We start from the raw sequence: 17,026 nt of genomic DNA on the forward strand, positions 1-17,026 counted from the left end.
GGTCAGCACGTTAACACCACTGATTCTGCGGTACGTATCACTCACATTCCAACCGGTATCGTCGTCGAATGTCAGGAAGAGCGTTCACAGCATAAAAACCGTGCTAAAGCGATGTCTGTTTTACAAGCACGCATCATGGCTGCGCAGGTAGAAAAACAAGCGGCTGAAGAAGCACAAACGCGTAAATCACTGGTGGGTTCAGGTGACCGAAGTGAACGAATTCGTACATACAATTATCCTCAGGGACGTGTGACCGATCACCGCATCAACTTAACCTTATACAAACTGGTTGAAATCATGGAAGGTGAACTGGAACAAGTCATCGAACCACTGATCAACGAATATCAGGCGGATCAGCTCGCCGCCTTATCCGGCGAGTCTTAAATCCAATCGCGCGGCGGCAGAAAGTCCGTGTATAAACGGGCTTCTGCTGATCCGGCTTCCGGAATCCAGTGATAACGCCACTTCACCAGTGGTGGTAGCGACATCAAAATCGATTCAGTACGACCACCCGACTGCAATCCAAATAATGTGCCGCGGTCATACACCAGATTAAACTCAACATAACGACCACGACGATAGAGTTGAAAATCACGTTCGCGCTCACCAAATTCTGTGTCTTTTCGTTTTTGTACAATGGGTGCGTAAGCTTTGATATAGCTGTCACCAACCGATTGCATAAATGCAAAACAGCGATCAAAGCCCCACTCATTCAAATCATCAAAAAACAAACCACCGACGCCACGGCACTCATCACGATGTTTCAGGTAAAAATACTCATCACACCATGATTTAAAGCGTGCATAAACATCATCACCAAATGGATCACACGCGGCTTTAGCCGTTGTATGCCAGTGAATCACATCCTCTTCATTGCCGTAATAAGGTGTTAAATCATAGCCACCACCAAACCACCAAATAGGCTCTTCGCCTTCTTTTTCTGCGATAAAAAAGCGGACATTGGCATGTGATGTCGGCACATAAGGATTATGTGGATGAATCACCAGCGACACGCCCATTGCTCGAAAGCTTCGACCCGCTAACTCTGGACGGCTGGCCGTGGCTGAAGCCGGTAAATTATCACCACTCACTTCAGAAAAATTGACACCACCCTGCTCAAATACCGCACCATTGCTTAAAACTCGTGTGCGACCACCACCGCCCGTTTCACGTTTCCAGTCATCAATTTCAAACGTGGCTCCACCATCTATTAATTCAAGTTCTTTGCATATAATTTCTTGTAGACGAAGTAGATACTCACGAACGGCATTAATATCGGGGGTACTCATCGTAAAATTTCTCCTGTTCGTGCGTCTCTGATTTGGCTTGGTTTTTTGGCGCCACCCAAGCTGCCGGGCAAAACATAATCCAATTCAGGTAACTGCCAACGCACCTGATGCACATTCATCGCTGGTCGTAATCCGTTTATATTGGCACTGGTCGAGACTATCGCCCCACCAAAAGCCTCACATAAAGCGCGCGTTTGTGGATGCGCTGTGACACGCACGGCAATGGTGTCATGCAAACCTGTCAGTAACATCGAGACTTCTTCACGAACAGGCAATAACCAGGTGACCGGACCGGGCCAGGTTTTATTCAACTCAGCTAACACTGAAGCTTCAATGGGCTGAATAAAATCTTGTAACTGATTAAAATCAGCAGCAATCAGAATAAGACCTTTATGCAAGGGGCGCTGCTTCAATTCTAATAAACGTAATAAGGCTTCTTCATCCCAAGGGTCGCACCCCACACCAAACACAGCCTCTGTCGGGTAGCCGATAACGCCACCTGCATTCAGTGTTTTTACCGCTTCTCGTAATCGCCAAGTATTTGTCATGTTCTCGCCCCTAGTCAGACCACATTGATTGCATACCCTGATTTCACTCAATAAAAAGGGGTTAACCAGTAACCCCTTTTTTACATTCTCAAACCGTGAGTTTAGCCTTGCTCACGTGCCACAGCGCGATAAGCGATATCAGTACGGAAATACGCATCATCCCACTTAATATGACTCAATGCGTCATACGCTGATTTTTGCGCTTCAGCCACAGTATTGCCCAGTGCCGTGACACATAACACGCGACCGCCAGCCGTGACGACATTATCACCCTGACTCGCTGTACCTGCATGGAAGACTTTACTGCCATTTTGTTCGGCGTCTGCAATACCCGTAATCACATCACCTTTACGGTAACTATCTGGATAGCCGCCAGCCGCCATTACCACACCAATGGCCGCACGCGAATCCCACTCAGCTTCGACTTCGTTTAAACGCTTGTCTAATGCCGCTTCACATAATGTGACTAGGTCCGACTGTAAACGCATCAAAATCGGCTGAGTTTCTGGATCACCAAAACGGCAGTTATATTCAACTACGCGTGGCGCGCCTGCTTGATCAATCATCAGCCCCGCATATAAAAAGCCAGTATAAGGGCGACCATCAGCCGCCATGCCTTTCACAGTTGGCTCAATCACTTCCGCCATAATGCGTGTAAACACCTCATCGGTGACCACAGGTGCAGGAGAATAAGCGCCCATCCCACCCGTGTTAGGGCCTTTATCGCCATTGTCGCGAGCTTTGTGATCTTGTGATGTCGCCAATGGCAGGATGTGTTCGCCATCCACCATCACGATGAAACTGGCTTCTTCGCCTGTCATAAATTCTTCAATAACCACACGGCTACCGGCGTCACCAAAGGCATTGCCAGACAGCATATCTTCAACCGCTGAAATCGCTTCGGCTTCGGTCATCGCCACAATCACGCCTTTGCCTGCTGCTAAACCATCGGCTTTAACAACAATGGGTGCGCCCTGCTCTTGAATATAAGCTTTGGCTTCATCCACTTGCGTAAATACTTGATATGCCGCGGTTGGAATCTGGTGACGAGCGAGGAAATCTTTAGTGAAGCTTTTTGAGGCTTCTAATTCTGCCGCCGCTTTTGATGGACCAAAACAACGTAAACCGGCAGCTTCAAAGGCATCAACCACACCCATGGTTAATGGCACTTCCGGCCCCACCACGGTTAAATCAATCGCGTTGTCCTGAGCAAATTTCACCAGCCCGGCGATATCTTCGACTTTGATATCCACATTGCTGATATTGCTTTCACTGGCGGTGCCGGGATTACCGGGTGCCACAAAAACCTGAGAACACTTTGGAGATTGATTCAGTTTCCAGGCGAGAGCATGTTCGCGCCCACCGCTACCGATGACTAATACTTTCATAGATGATTGCCGGAGATGCTAAAAAAGAGGCTAATAATACCGTAGATAACCGCTTTTCCAAACCACCAAAATGGATGATTTATAAAGGCAAAGCGATTCTTTTTCTCAAGCAATCCGTCAGCAGCCACTGCTAGCTTTGATCCAGGTCAAGATCTGTTCGGATAATAAAACAGCTTAAATCCTCGCTGGTTATACTTTGCGCACATTATTTAGGAATAAAACCATGACTGATGCGATTGAATTTAATGAAGGATTAATCTGCCGTTACGACAAAGCCGGCCCACGTTATACCTCTTACCCGACAGCGGTCGAATTTCATCATGGTTTTACAGCCGACACATACGCTCAACATATTTCTTTATCTAATCAGCGTGGAGGCCCGCTTTCTCTGTATTTCCATGTGCCGTTTTGCGATACCGTTTGTTTCTATTGTGCATGCAATAAAATCATCACCAAAAACCGCCAGCATGCTCAGCCTTACTTAGAAAACCTGTATGAAGAAATCCGTATGCAGGCTGAATTGTTCGACTCAAACCGAGTAGTTGAACAACTGCACTGGGGCGGTGGCACGCCTACATTTTTAACTCATCAGCAAATGCGTGAACTGATGGCGCACACACGTCAACACTTCACCTTAGCAGATGATGACAAAGGTGAGTTTTCGATTGAAATCGATCCACGTGAAGCCGATGACGCCACCATAAAACTATTAAGAGAGCTTGGCTTTAACCGCATCAGCCTCGGTTTGCAGGACTTCAACCCTAAGGTGCAGAAAGCCGTTAACCGTATTCAAACCGAAGAACAAACCTTCTCGATTTTAGACGCTGCCCGTCGAGAAGGTTTCCGCAGTATCAGCCTGGATCTGATCTATGGTCTGCCTCATCAAACCGTAGAAAGCTTCAGCGAAACTTTGGATAAAGTGATTGCTGCCAGTCCTGATCGTTTGTCCGTGTTCAACTACGCTCACATGCCTGATCTATTTAAAACACAACGGCAAATTGCTACGGCTGACATTCCACTACCACAGGTGAAATTACAGATTCTGCATCGCACCATCGATAAACTGACCGCCGCAGGTTATGTATATATAGGCATGGATCACTTTGCCAAACCAGACGATGAGCTGACGCTAGCTCAACAAAACAAACAGCTTTATCGCAACTTCCAGGGTTACTCGACTCGTGCTGAGTGTGATCTGATTGGTTTTGGTGTGACCTCCATCGGTAAAGTCGGTGATGCCTATGTGCAAAATGTGAAAACACTGCCGGAATATGATGAAGCGATTAAGGCGGGCAAATTGCCGGTCTTACGTGGTGTTGAGCTGGATGACGATGATAAATGTCGCCGAGACATCATCACCCGACTAATTTGTGATTTTGCTCTGGATATTCCCACTATCGAAAAAGCTTACAACCTCAACTTCAACGACTATTTTGCCGACGCCATTGAAGACCTAGAACAATTTGCCCAAGACGGCCTGTTGCAGTATAAATGGGACTCTATAGAAGTCTTACCCGCCGGCCGCTTGTTAATTCGTAATATCTGCATGGTGTTTGATAAATACAGTCAACAAGCAAGGCAGCGATTTTCCAAAGTTATATAGGGCACATGCTGGAAAAACTCCGACAGTACTTCATCTTTGGTCGATTGGGCGTCAAGCTGTATGTGCTTGCTGTCATTACCGGATTACTGTCGAGTCTCGCCATTATTCTACTGCGCCTGACCATTGATTTTGGTCAAATGGCCCTGTTCCCCTCCGGTGAAGTGGAAAGTTACGACTCATTACCCTGGTACTGGTTACTGGCACTCCCCATTATCGGCAGCTTGCTAATTGGGCTGTTATTTCGCGGACTGGATGCAGAGCAACGTAACACTGGTATTTTGCATGTTATCGAACGGCTCTCATCCTATGAGGGTCGTCTGCCTTGGCAAAATGCCGTCCGGCAATTTATAGGTACCAGTATCGCCATCATTACAGGCCACTCTGTCGGTCGTGAAGGCCCGGGTGTGCATCTGGGTGCTGCCAGTGGCAGTTTGCTTGCAAGCGGGTTAGAGCTCCCAAATAACAGTGTGCGTATTCTAGTTGCTTCTGGCTCTGCCGCCGCCATTGCTGCCTCCTTTAATACGCCCATCGCTGGTGTGATCTTTGCGATGGAAGTCATCATGATGGAATACCACATTGCCAGTTTTATTCCAGTCATTCTGGCAGCGGTAACCGGTGCAGTGGTCTGTCGGCTCACCTTTGGAGATGATACGGTTTTTGTTAACCTTGCCTCCGAAATGCAGTCGTTATGGGAGCTGCCCTACATTATTTTTCTGGGCATCATTATTGGTTTTTTAGCCACCTTATCTTTAAAAAGCCTACAATTGTTTTCCGGCACCTTTAGTAAACATCCTGCTTGGTTACGTCCAACCTATGCCGGTATTTTAATGGGTGTGTTTGGCATGGCCGTGCCTGAAGTGATGGGCATGGGCTACGGCATTATTGGCAGTATCTCCGCTAATGAAATCGCGATTGGCAGCCTGGTCATTATCCTGGTGCTGAAACTTGTCCTGTCCTCTGCTTGTGTGGGTTTTGGTATCCCCGCAGGTATGGTCGGCCCCACCATGGTCGTGGGTGCATGTGCTGGTGCGATCCTGGGTTATATCGGTAATTTAGCCTTACCGGAATATGCCTCTTCCATGACCTTTTATGCCGTTATCGGTATGTGTGCGATGATGTCTGCCACACTCAAAGCCCCACTTGCGGCTTTAATGGCGATGCTGGAATTAACCGGTAATCCGGAAATCATCCTGCCCGGCATGCTCGCTATCGTTTTCTCCAGTTTGATTATTCATGACTACTTCAAGCTTGATGCCTTATTTGTCAGCATTCTTCGTTATCGTGGTCTCGACTTTCAAAATGACCCCATCTCACAAGCATTACGTAAGATCAGTGTGGGCGCGGCCATGCAACGTAACTTTGTCACGTTAAATCAAACCATCAGCGCCCAAATGGCCATGCAAACCTTAAAAAACAGCCCCGAATGGATCATTATTACCCGCGATCGCATTCCTGTAGTAATGATGCCCGCCAGCGATCTGGCCAGAGCTGTCAGCGTCAAAGACATAGGTGAAAATACCGAAATCGACTTAATGCAAATTCCCGGCACACGCCGAGATGTGCACAAAATTTCCTTACATACCAGTTTGTTCGAAGCACACCGGGCCCTGAATGAACATCATGTAGAAGCGCTTTACGTCAGCCGTCAGAACGCACCAATGATTGAACGAATCTACGGCATTCTGACTCGTGAAATGATCGAAGCCCACTACCAATTACCTAAATCTGTAACAAAATAGTAAAAAGGGTAGTGAACAAATCGAAAATCTTCGTTATAATGTGCGGCTTGTTGCCCAGGTGGTGAAATTGGTAGACACAAGGGACTTAAAATCCCTCGCCCTAATCCGGCGTGCCGGTTCGATTCCGGCCCTGGGTACCATACGAATACGAAAGCCTCGATACTGCAAAGTCTCGGGGCTTTTTTATTTGTGCTGTAACAGCAGAATGTTTAGCTAGTACCGAGTGTTGTTGCAATGACTTATTGCTTATACGCTTGTTCGTACCTTGGCTGGCCATAAGGAACGCGCCTTCAATGACTGCATCATTCACTAAAACACGCTGGCTTTTCTTGCTCCTGTCCGCCCTACTTACTGTTGCTCAACCTTCAGCTGAAGCAGGTTTGATCTCCGGCTTGTCAAAATTAGGGAAAAGTATAGATGCACCGGATAGCCCCCATGGCTCGTCCTTTCGGTTTGCTGATGAGTTAGCCCATTATCCAGAAGGCGGCGTCGCCGAAATTAGTTTTAACCCTAGTCAAAATCAATGGCTAGCAAAAACACCTGATGGCAAAAGCGTACCCGTTCATCAATTCACTAAAACCGCGGCAGATGCAAACAAGCAAGCCACCTTATTACTGTCTGAAAGTCACCTCCCTTATTCACTGGATGCCTTTAATAAACTCCCCTCGGACGTAGCCATCAAGATTAAATCTCGACAAGGCAAAACCTATTCACTAACCACCAGCCCAACAACCAAACTGATAGATAACCATATCAGTATCAACATTAGCGATATCAGTACATTAAAAACGGCCATGTGGCAGTTACAACGCCCCATTTCTTCGTCAAATATGCGCTTGATTCAACTGGCTGATAATCCTGAAGTCACCCTACCCAAACAAAATTACGGCTCAAAAATACCGGTGGATAAAGTCGGTACTCATCAGTTGCTGAACGCACTCAAAACAATGCGTCAGCAAACCTTTGTTATTTCAGCCAAGGTAGAAAATGGCTTTTTAATGCATGGCAAAGAAAAAATCGCTGTGAAGGATTTAGAAAAGGTCGCTGCTGATAGAGATATCAGCCTGATCATTCTCGGCTCAGATAAACCGAAAAAGACCTTACAAACCTTGGCTAAAGACTGGCAAAAAAAGAAAGATGATGGCAGTTTAAACTCATACACAACCGGCGATTTTTATAATGCCTTCGCCGCTAAAAATTCGTCGGCTCCAATACCTATTGATATTGATACCTCCGGGAAGTTACGCACTGCACTGCATTTTGATCATCGCGTACCAACTAAAGCAGCCGTCGAAAAGCAAAACAGCGTCATCGAGCTCGCCTCAATGCCACTGAATGTTTTGACAAAATCGGCCATGCTACTTCAGCCTAATGAAGCACGTGCAAAAGAACTGGATGATCGCATCCACCCAGCTATCCCATCATGGGTTCATCTTTCTTTAATCGCTTCATTAGTGATTGGTCTGGCTACTTATAAAACATCTTGGTTTTTGTATTTAAAACTCTGGGCCTCACCACACAGAGTTAATTATCGTCACTGGTTTCCTTTTACTATCCGTTACCTGCTACACAGAATAGTTTTTGTTTTATTTTACCTGCCACTACTCGGCATATTTAGTCCGCTCTATATCCTCATCACCTGGATTTACAGAGTTATTCACTTTTTACTGATTCGCCCCGCTTATTGGATTTTTAGGAAGTTAGGCTAGGCTTGATTAAATATGAACAGAATTAAGTTCTGAGTAATGCAATAAACAAAATACAGGATAACCAAAGAATATTTAAGCCAATCAAAGCCGGACATTTTAATGGACATTTATTTTTATCATGATATCTTAAGTTATTGATAAAAAATACAAAGATACATAATATTTTATGGACATTTTTTCCGACAATGAGTGTATAAAACGCCTTGAGACTAAACGCTCGGGTATATTCAAGCTGCAACTTGGGCTGGACTCTCAGCAAATTGACATTCTGTTGCAGAGGGTCATTGATGCACAGGCTCGTTTTAAAGATTCTCCATTGGCTCATGTTGCCACCCAACTTGAAAAAGAAGTGATTGTCAGCTCGGTCTTTGGCACCAACACAATTGAAGGTGGAGAACTTTCTGAGCAGGAAACAGAAGCGGCTCTCGAGTTAACTCCTGAACAAATTCAAACCATCCAGCAACAACGTGCATTAAATATCAAAACCGCCTATGACTATATTCGTGAACAGGCGGATAAAGCGAATTGGCAACCGAACTTTGAGGATGTGATGGCCATCCATAAACGGGTCTATTTCAAGCTGTCTAATTCGGGTGAACAGAATCAGCCGGGAGTATTACGTGATAATCCTGACGGCATGATCACCAAAGTAGGTGATAGCGATCACGGTGGTATTTATAAACCACCCCAACTTGGTACCGATATTCATCATTTACTTAGTGAATTACTGCAATGGAACCAACAACTTGTAACTAAAGGCGTTCCAGCCTTAATCCGTGCGCCATTAATACATTTTTACTTTGAGTTAATTCACCCATTCTGGGATGGTAATGGTCGGGTAGGAAGAGTACTAGAAGCAGGCATTCTCTATGCTGATGGATTTCGCTATGCACCGTTTGCTCAAGCACGTTATTACCTGAAAAATATTGACCATTATTTCGCGTTGTTTAATCACTGCAGAAAAGCAGCTGATAAGAAACAGGATTACCCCAATACAGCATTTATCATGTTTTTTCTGAACGGAATGCTGGACACCATTAACGCACTACATGATCGAGTGAACAGGATGATCCACATGGTGCTTTATGAAGCTCGCGTAAAGCTATTCCATGATCAAAAAAAGATTAACGACAGACAATATGCCATCGTGAATGAAATAGTTGCTAAAGGTTCGCCGACTAAGCTCAAAATACTACGCCAAGCGGCTTGGTATCAGGCGATGTATAGCAAACTGACAGATAAAACACGCTCAAGAGACATACGACAATTGTTTGATATCGGTTTGTTGATGGAAGATAAGCAGGGTAATGTTTTGCCAGCCTTTATGACAAAGATAGATTAATGATGAAAATACTATCTAGACTGTACATCGTTATTTTTACTTTAATCACTCTTACCCAATTATGGCTGGTCTATAAAGCTGGTGATGTAGACGGCTCGCTCTATACTTGTTGGGTTTAGCATGATTATTTTAGGAATTGTGGTTCTAACATTATTGCGGTTTGGCAAGAAAGTACTAATTCCGAAATGGTTTGGGATAACTTACTCCACCATTCTTTTTATATTCATACTAAAAATTGCATATGGTTATTTTTATAGTCTGCCAACTACATTCTGGAGAATATTACTAATCTACGGAACCTTGCCTGTATTGATTTTTTATTTCAGCCTGAAAAAGGCAAAAATAAGTCAATAAATTCTACGGTTGATACTCATATATAAATTCAACATTCAGTCTTATTGATTTTGAGTAAATTCAGTTAAATGTTAACTTGGCATTTAACCAGATTAAGCCACTCATAATGGTGAGATCAAACACCCTGACACTACTGATTAGGCCTCCGAAAATATGACTTCAACAGTCGCAACACTCGACGACCTTGCACAACTGACAAGCTACTCGCTTATGGACTCACTTAACCGTGATCCTGACGCGACGGTAAATGGCGAAGATCACACTCCAAGACAAGTTTTCTCGGGTCATTATGTCCCGGTAAAGCCAACGCCAATCGACAACCCCGTTTACGTGACACACAGCAAAACCTTTTTCGATGAACTGGGTTTCGCTGACAGCCTAGCGACCACGCAAGACTTCACTCAGATGTTCTCTGGCGATCTCACTCATGTTCCCGAGCCTATTCGCCCAGTCGGTTGGGCGACGGGTTACGCCCTGTCCATTTACGGTACGGAATACACGCAACAATGTCCCTTCCAGACCGGTAATGGCTACGGCGATGGTCGAGCCATTTCCGTATTAGAAGCGGTTATCAAAGGGCAACGCTGGGAAATGCAGTTAAAAGGTGGTGGAAGAACACCCTACTGCCGAGGTGCAGATGGTCGAGCGGTTTTACGTTCCAGTATTAGAGAGTTCATGGCTCAAGAGCACATGTACGCACTCGGGGTACCCACATCGCGTTCATTAAGTTTGTATGCTTCCACAACCGAACGTGTCAGACGACCCTGGTATTCGGAGGGTTCGGCGTCCACTGAACCAGATATTGTTATCAATGAACCCGTTGCCATCTCAACGAGAGTCGCCCCTTCCTTTATTCGTGTGGGTCAACTTGAGCTATTTGCCCGTCGTGTTGTGAAACATGCACATGAAAATGCCATGAATGAGCTGGAAAAGATCGTCTTGCACGTAATCGCTCGAGAATATGCTGACGTTATCGATAACAACCTGAATATCGAAACCAAAGTCATTTTACTGGCCAAGGCGTTTCGTGAACGCCTCACCTCACTTATCGCTAACTGGATACGTGTCGGTTACTGCCAAGGCAATTTCAACAGTGATAATTGCGCTGTCGGCGGCTTTACACTGGACTACGGTCCTTTTGGCTTCTGTGAAACGTTTGATCCTGTATACCAACCATGGATCGGCGGTGGACGTCATTTCTCATTCTTTAACCAACCCGCCGCGGCAGCGCGTAACTTTGCCATGTTTTGTAAAGCCTTACAGCCTTTGCTCAAGGGCGATCAGCATTACCTATCAGAGCTTGAAGAGGTTCAACACGGCTTTGCTAACGTCATGCAAAAGCAATTGGAAAAGATGTGGGCAGCTAAACTCGGGCTTGAGGATTATAACGAGGCATTATTCAGCGAACTTATCAGCCTGATGACACTGACACTCGTCGATTACACCATTTTCTTTCGTGAACTCTCAGAGTTACCTGACAACATCGACCCACTGAAAAAAAGCTTTTATGCTGAACTGAATCCTGCTGAAAATGGCATTAACTCAACCTCTCCAAACACTCAGGAAATTGAGCAACACTGGTCAGCATGGCTTGATAAATGGCAATCGCTGGTAGGCATCAGTGACATAAACGATGCAACTCCTACACGTTCACGTGAAACGGTTTCCAGCCAAATGAAACAGGTTAATCCGAAATATATTCTGCGAGAGTGGCAGCTCGTTGCTGCTTATAAACAAGCCGCCGAAGGTGATTACACACCTCTCCGTGAGTTACAGGATGTGATAACACAACCCTACGCTGAACAGTCAAAAGACATCGAGGAAAAATATTATCGCCTCATGCCAGAGGAGCTGAGCGATGTCGGTGGTGTATCACATTATAGTTGCTCGTCATGATTTGGAATCAAACGCTCTGACACTGTTGATTTCTGACACTGTTGATTTAAGAATCAAGTTGGCTGTCGCTGTCCCCTTGGTTCTGGAAATCGGAGCTGCTAAATTGTATCCTTAATCTTCATAATCAAAACTCCAAATATGTACGATATCTGCACCACTTGAGCGTTTAATTTTTTTCTTCACAAAGTCATACAGCATGATTAATCTCGGATTGTTTACAGCAAATTGAGCTGCTGCAATTGTCGCTGGTTTGGTACCTAATGGTGCAAGGGAGAGAGATTGCTGGCTATAGCAGGCAGATTTATATACCTGCTCGATGATCTCATATGTTTTTATTGGATCATTAGCTCCAGCATATTTAAATCTAGGTGTGGTGATGTTACTAAGTTCAGATAGTTGACTGTAATTACTTGATAAGATCTTATAATCCCAGCTAGTTTTGAAAGGAGGAATTCCTACTAAGCATGTAATATTTCTTGAGAAATATTCTTCAGAATTTATTAGTCCACCAAGCCTGTGACCTTCCCATCCTAGAAAATAAAAAATCACAGTATTATTACTAAAGTTTACGTATGGCTGTAGTTGCTGTATTCCTTCCCCATCATCAGATAAATCAAAAGATTGTGTAGCCTTTAGCCCCTGAGGTTTTGACATTGTGTAATTATTTGGTTGTACATACATCACGTCAAATGATTTTTTTTTGTTGTTCAGAATTGAAAATAGATGCATTAACTCGGGAAGAGCTAGAGAAGTAGAATCAACAAGAATTTTGCCTTCCGGTATATCGTATTTTTGTAAATCAAATAGATTGAATTTCTCACCAGAAATAACAAGAGCAGTCTCAGCATGACAATAGTCAAGAGTTATTATGTCTTCTGACACAGAATCAATATATTTTGATGACCAACTACTACGGTCATCATACTGATCTATAAATGTAAATGTCGCATTATAGGAAGAATTTAAGCTAGTTCTCGAAAGTTCATTAGCGCGATAAGACTTCCATGATGAGATTTTTATCATAACTCCAAACTACCTTGCCTCTCATCCCCGTTATTAGCCCTCCATTTCTTTTGATATGACTTTCTAATTGCTTCAAAGTCTTCAGAACTACCAGCGACTATCGTCTTAAACTCATTTAAGGTGAATGATATCCCTCTTTTTTTTCTAAACGATATTCCAAACTTTGGAGCATAAACTGGGTTTAGCAGGAATTCTTTATTTGTAATTTGGTTGTCATCTTTAACTCTTTTAGAATCATCCTCTACTAATACTCTCCAACTTAAAGCTGATGCCAAAAAGGCTTCTAGCTCCTCCTCTGCTCCAGAATAATCATACGGAAACGTAAAAATATCCCTTTCAGGTTCAGTTTGATAACTAGATTTCTGGGATATTCTGAAAAGTTCTCCAATTCGGTTAACCATTTGGGATAATTTCTTTCCATGAGGTGGATAACTAATTACTTCACTGACTAATGATGAACTCTTAGCAATAGCCCCAATATGCATACTCCGATAAGGGATAGGAGGAATATCCTCTATGTATAAATAATCACGTTTTGACTGAGATGCGTCTGAATGCTTGAATGCCGAAAGACAAAGTTCTTTAAAATGACGAATATTTGGTCTCGTCATAGTTATAAATCTCTCGAATCCAGCATATACAGGAATATCTAATGAAGAATGCTGTAAATTAAGGGAAAGGAGAGTATTAAATTCGTATGTACTGACTTTATCTTTCAGCTTCGTATTTTGACTAGCGCTGGTTTGTCCAAGAACATACTTTTCAATTAGTTCACATGAAAAACTTTTTTGTCTGTATGTACCCAAAATGGTGATTGCAAGACTTTGATTTTTACGTATCTCTTCCTTAACAATATCTGAAAGGTTTAACCCGTTAAGAATATTAGTTAATTTTGTTTGTACGGAATTACTAGAAAAACAAAGTTTTGAAAGTTCAGGAATTGATGGGGATGGTAATAGATTTTTAATTATTGCAAAAACTTCTTCCTGATAGGATTTGCTTTGGCGAAGCTCAATATTTCCTCTAGTTCCTAAAAAGCTTGGACTTAATCTAGATGACTTACATTGCAACCCTGCATTTTGAAGTGTTAATAAAAAAATCTCTGCAGCAAAAATTGCGTAGTCAGAATGAATATAATCGTCTAGATTTTCTTCAACATAATCATCTGGTGACTGAAGCCATTCGTCACTAGTAGTTTCCTTACTTGGTTGTGAGTTAAGTTTATAGGCAACATTCCAGTTAAGTAAAAGAGTTGATTCTTTCCTATATGTATTGATTAGTTTTTGCTGTTCTATATTTAACAGCTCAAATTCATCTATAAAAATTTTAAATGTTGTATATTCAAATTTTTTGTAATCGGCACGCAAGGCCTCAGTCAAATACTGAAGCATATGCTTTGGTTGAATCGATAATAAGTTTTCAGTATTTAGAGGATTTAGTCTTGTGGATATCTCATATTGGTAACTCATTAACCAATCATTTAGAGTTTGAATATCTCGTATTTGTGTCTTTGTTACATTAGATACTGCATTCCAAAAATGCCCCTTATCGTTCATAGCAGTAACTAATTCTGGAAAATGATTGTTAATATTGGTAACAAGTTTTGAAAGTTCGGCCATCAGCGAAAGTGATGCGTGGAGAGTAAAGAAATGAAGTGCTGAATCACCTAACCAGCTAGTTTTTAATCCTTGGCAGTATGCTATATCAGGTTTCCAATAAAGCAAAATGCAATCGAATTCATCATCTTTAATAACATCCAAAGCTTTGTCGAAGCGTGTAGAGTGCGAAAAGTACTGGATGTATGTACTTTTACCTGAACCACGAGATCCTGCAAGCGCTATAGTGTGAGATATTTTTCGAAGATCCAGTCGGTCTATGAAAAATGGAACTACAAAGTAATTCAATACACTACCGGTTGAGGTTTGGAACTCCATCCTTGCCGTAGAGAGTTCATATATGATGTCGGTTATCTTCATAGAGCCCTTCTGTTAAACAGCTTACTCCAACCTTTCTTTTTTGGAGAATAATCCATGAATAAGATCGGAGGAGTTTGATTTGGACACCCCCACTCAAATGACAATGGAAGAGCAGCTTCATTGTAGCCAAGCCAATCTTCCATTTTTGGCGAATATTTTGTTTTCAATATTTGTAAGTGTTTTTTGACATCGGCCACAGTATTTTGGGGATCATTTCTAAATTGATCATTAGGTTCTCCCCGTAAAAAGCTATCTGTCTCATCAAGATATTCACCTGCAATAACGGTTAAGTCTGGATAGAGGTTGTTAATTTTCTCTATACCTTCAGAGAAAGCTATCAAAGGGCAATAGATTATCTTATAGAGATGTAACTTATTGGCTAAATCAAACTCTTTGGCAAAGTCAGAAAACTGATCACCACTTCCAATAAAATCATCAATAAGAATAAGTAATTCTGGCGCGACCGATGCCTTGGCAAGTCCGTAACGATCCGTGTTAACGTCAGATGAGAGTAATCTATAAATAGCGCCTCCCGATTCTCCCTGATCATCTAATAATTTCACTGGTGCAAATCTTATTTGCTTATTCAATGCTCCACTACGTAAATGTGACTTCCAATCATCTATTTTACCAATTGGGATACTTGTTTCTTCACTTATGTATTGCCAGATGGGACCAAATAAAACCCTTGAATAACTGGCTCTGGCCATATCATAGGATCTGACAATCAAACTATCTAGAATTTGTAAGGCAAGATACTCGTCGAGAGCATTTTCGAAGTTATTAAGCCAACCACTAAAGATTTCATAGTCAAAAGGCCAAATATTGGTGTCGCAGTACGTTCTTATTTTTTCAATAACTACGGATTTAAATTGTTCAAAATTCTCTGGAAGTTGCATGACAGCCTGTCGTTAAATAGTCCGTAATAGTTCTGTAAGTTATATATTTTGCACCTACCCCCAAAGAAACTTCTTGTAAAAAATTTCTACACCTTGGGTGTGATAACTTTTCCCATAATATACCAGCAACCTCAAGTGAACTTGGACGAATACCAATAATGCAATCACTTATTGGAAGACTACCTTGATTAACATAGAGAGTTCTGCCGAGGCATCTTCTTCCGACTCTAGCAATTAATATATCTCCTTTCTGCATATTATTGGAATGAATTGATGGTGTATTTATATAAAACCCATTGGAGGGAACAGCTGGTAAGTCAGTTGTATGAATGAAATTATCAACTAATATCGATAACTCATTTTTTGATTTATTTCCCCGAAACAGAAAGAAATCATTCTCAGAAATATCCGAAGGTAATGATATTACTGATGTGGACTTGTAATACATAAAATCAGCTCTATTTGAAGCATCCTTCGTCGAAATTTGCATACTCTGTGGTGCATTGATGTATGAGATGGATACAGTTTCTTCTGAAGATAGTTTTTGTTTTACAATTAATATAAAAGTTTGTGCATCAGTGTTTTTAAAGCTGTTAGTTGGTAACTGAATTACATTAGTCACATTATAATTGGTAAATAGAAATTCCCTTATAGGCTTCCATTTCTCACCGGATATTAATCCAGCGGGAACAATTAGACCTAATTCCCCAGACTTTGATAATAACCTTAAGTTTTGAGCTATAAAAACTAGTTCAGCAGGTACTTTTTTTGCATTAGCTGGAAGACAATCCAGCATGCCTACTTTTCGTAGAATTTTTTTGGCATCTTGATCAAGTTCTCGAGAAAAATAGGGGGGATTTCCTACCAATAAATCAATATCACCATATTTATCTTTGATAATATCCGGTAACGATGGATCAAAACCGTTATGATTGAGGGCCTCTATAGAGCTATTTAGCTTTGCGCGACTGACATTATCATTATCAATATCAACACCGATCAGACATAGTTCACTCCATCGACGCCTAGCTGCGTTTAGTAAACTTCCTGAACCAAAGCCTAAGTCTAGAGCTAGCCTTGGGGATAAAGAACTAAATTTACCGACAAGAAAGTCACCATATTTATTATCCGTATAATATTGGTTTAGTTGTATCATTCTTATCCACTTGATGCGTCTATATTTAAGACAATTTCATATGCATAATACATAGAAATTAATTGAAAGTTAGAGATTTCTCACATTCAATAGAACCGTAGTAT

Annotated in this window: 13 protein-coding genes and 1 tRNA gene; 7 read left to right on the plus strand and 7 right to left on the minus strand. The window is 42.3% G+C overall.

The genetic code is table 11. The annotated features are described in order from the left end of the window. Positions 1–384, plus strand: a 384-nt coding sequence (locus tag B3V56_RS02970) for a peptide chain release factor-like protein (protein WP_289283958.1), incomplete at its 5' end; no start/stop codon positions are given. Here the strand turns inward: B3V56_RS02970 and hemF are convergent. From hemF to purD, 3 genes are all read right to left on the minus strand, one after another. Continuing rightward, a complete protein-coding gene (gene hemF, locus B3V56_RS02975; protein ID WP_289282832.1) occupies positions 381–1,289 on the minus strand; it encodes an oxygen-dependent coproporphyrinogen oxidase in 909 nt (302 codons plus the stop codon). The two genes, B3V56_RS02970 and hemF, sit on opposite strands and share 4 nt — an antisense overlap. Beyond that, positions 1,286–1,837, minus strand: coding sequence for a Sua5/YciO/YrdC/YwlC family protein (locus tag B3V56_RS02980; RefSeq protein ID WP_289282833.1), 552 nt, complete (start codon positions 1,835–1,837; stop codon positions 1,286–1,288). The genes hemF and B3V56_RS02980 overlap by 4 nt, the downstream gene beginning before the upstream one ends. Before the next feature lie 101 nt (positions 1,838–1,938). Beyond that, positions 1,939–3,225, minus strand: coding sequence for a phosphoribosylamine--glycine ligase (gene purD, locus B3V56_RS02985; protein ID WP_289283959.1), 1,287 nt, complete (start codon positions 3,223–3,225; stop codon positions 1,939–1,941). A 223-nt stretch (positions 3,226–3,448) separates the two neighbouring features. Here purD and hemN point away from each other — a divergent pair, with 223 nt between their 5' ends. The 6 genes from hemN to B3V56_RS03015 all read left to right on the plus strand — a co-directional run bounded on the left by hemN (position 3,449) and on the right by B3V56_RS03015 (position 11,868). Beyond that, positions 3,449–4,828 carry an oxygen-independent coproporphyrinogen III oxidase gene (gene hemN, locus B3V56_RS02990; RefSeq protein ID WP_289282836.1) on the plus strand — a complete coding sequence of 460 codons (1,380 nt, stop codon included), beginning with the start codon at positions 3,449–3,451 and terminating at the stop codon, positions 4,826–4,828. Positions 4,829–4,833: 5 nt separating this feature from the next. Continuing rightward, positions 4,834–6,567, plus strand: a complete 1,734-nt coding sequence (locus tag B3V56_RS02995; protein WP_289282837.1) for a chloride channel protein — start codon at positions 4,834–4,836, stop codon at positions 6,565–6,567. Between the two features lie 52 nt (positions 6,568–6,619). Further along, positions 6,620–6,707: transfer RNA gene (locus B3V56_RS03000), tRNA-Leu, on the plus strand. Between the two features lie 153 nt (positions 6,708–6,860). Further along, the gene (locus B3V56_RS03005) at positions 6,861–8,276 is read left to right on the plus strand and encodes a hypothetical protein (protein WP_289282838.1); all 1,416 of its coding nucleotides are present in this window, start codon (positions 6,861–6,863) and stop codon (positions 8,274–8,276) included. A 166-nt stretch (positions 8,277–8,442) separates the two neighbouring features. Next, a complete protein-coding gene (locus B3V56_RS03010) occupies positions 8,443–9,618 on the plus strand; it encodes a Fic family protein (RefSeq protein WP_289282839.1) in 1,176 nt (391 codons plus the stop codon). 507 nt (positions 9,619–10,125) lie between these two features. Next, a complete protein-coding gene (locus B3V56_RS03015; RefSeq protein WP_289282840.1) occupies positions 10,126–11,868 on the plus strand; it encodes a protein adenylyltransferase SelO in 1,743 nt (580 codons plus the stop codon). Positions 11,869–11,979: 111 nt separating this feature from the next. On the opposite strand, the gene B3V56_RS03020 is transcribed toward B3V56_RS03015, so the two are convergent. From B3V56_RS03020 to B3V56_RS03035, 4 genes are read right to left on the minus strand one after another with little or no spacing between them, the layout of a single operon-like run. Beyond that, complete coding sequence (locus tag B3V56_RS03020; RefSeq protein WP_289282841.1) at positions 11,980–12,891, minus strand: hypothetical protein; 912 nt, start codon at positions 12,889–12,891, stop codon at positions 11,980–11,982. Further along, on the minus strand, positions 12,888–14,867 hold the full coding sequence (locus B3V56_RS03025) for a hypothetical protein (RefSeq protein ID WP_289282842.1): 1,980 nt from the start codon (positions 14,865–14,867) through the stop codon (positions 12,888–12,890). The genes B3V56_RS03020 and B3V56_RS03025 overlap by 4 nt, the downstream gene beginning before the upstream one ends. Further along, positions 14,864–15,766 (minus strand): phosphoribosyltransferase-like protein, encoded by a 903-nt coding sequence (locus tag B3V56_RS03030; RefSeq protein ID WP_289282843.1) that lies wholly within the window; start codon positions 15,764–15,766, stop codon positions 14,864–14,866. The genes B3V56_RS03025 and B3V56_RS03030 overlap by 4 nt, the downstream gene beginning before the upstream one ends. Continuing rightward, on the minus strand, positions 15,744–16,922 hold the full coding sequence (locus tag B3V56_RS03035; protein WP_289282844.1) for an N-6 DNA methylase: 1,179 nt from the start codon (positions 16,920–16,922) through the stop codon (positions 15,744–15,746). Before B3V56_RS03035 ends, B3V56_RS03030 begins: the two co-directional genes overlap by 23 nt. Between the last annotated feature and the right edge of the window lie 104 nt (positions 16,923–17,026).

The sequence above is a fragment of the Methylophaga sp. UBA2513 genome (assembly GCF_002341285.1).
In the GTDB taxonomy this organism is placed as follows: domain Bacteria; phylum Pseudomonadota; class Gammaproteobacteria; order Nitrosococcales; family Methylophagaceae; genus Methylophaga; species Methylophaga marina.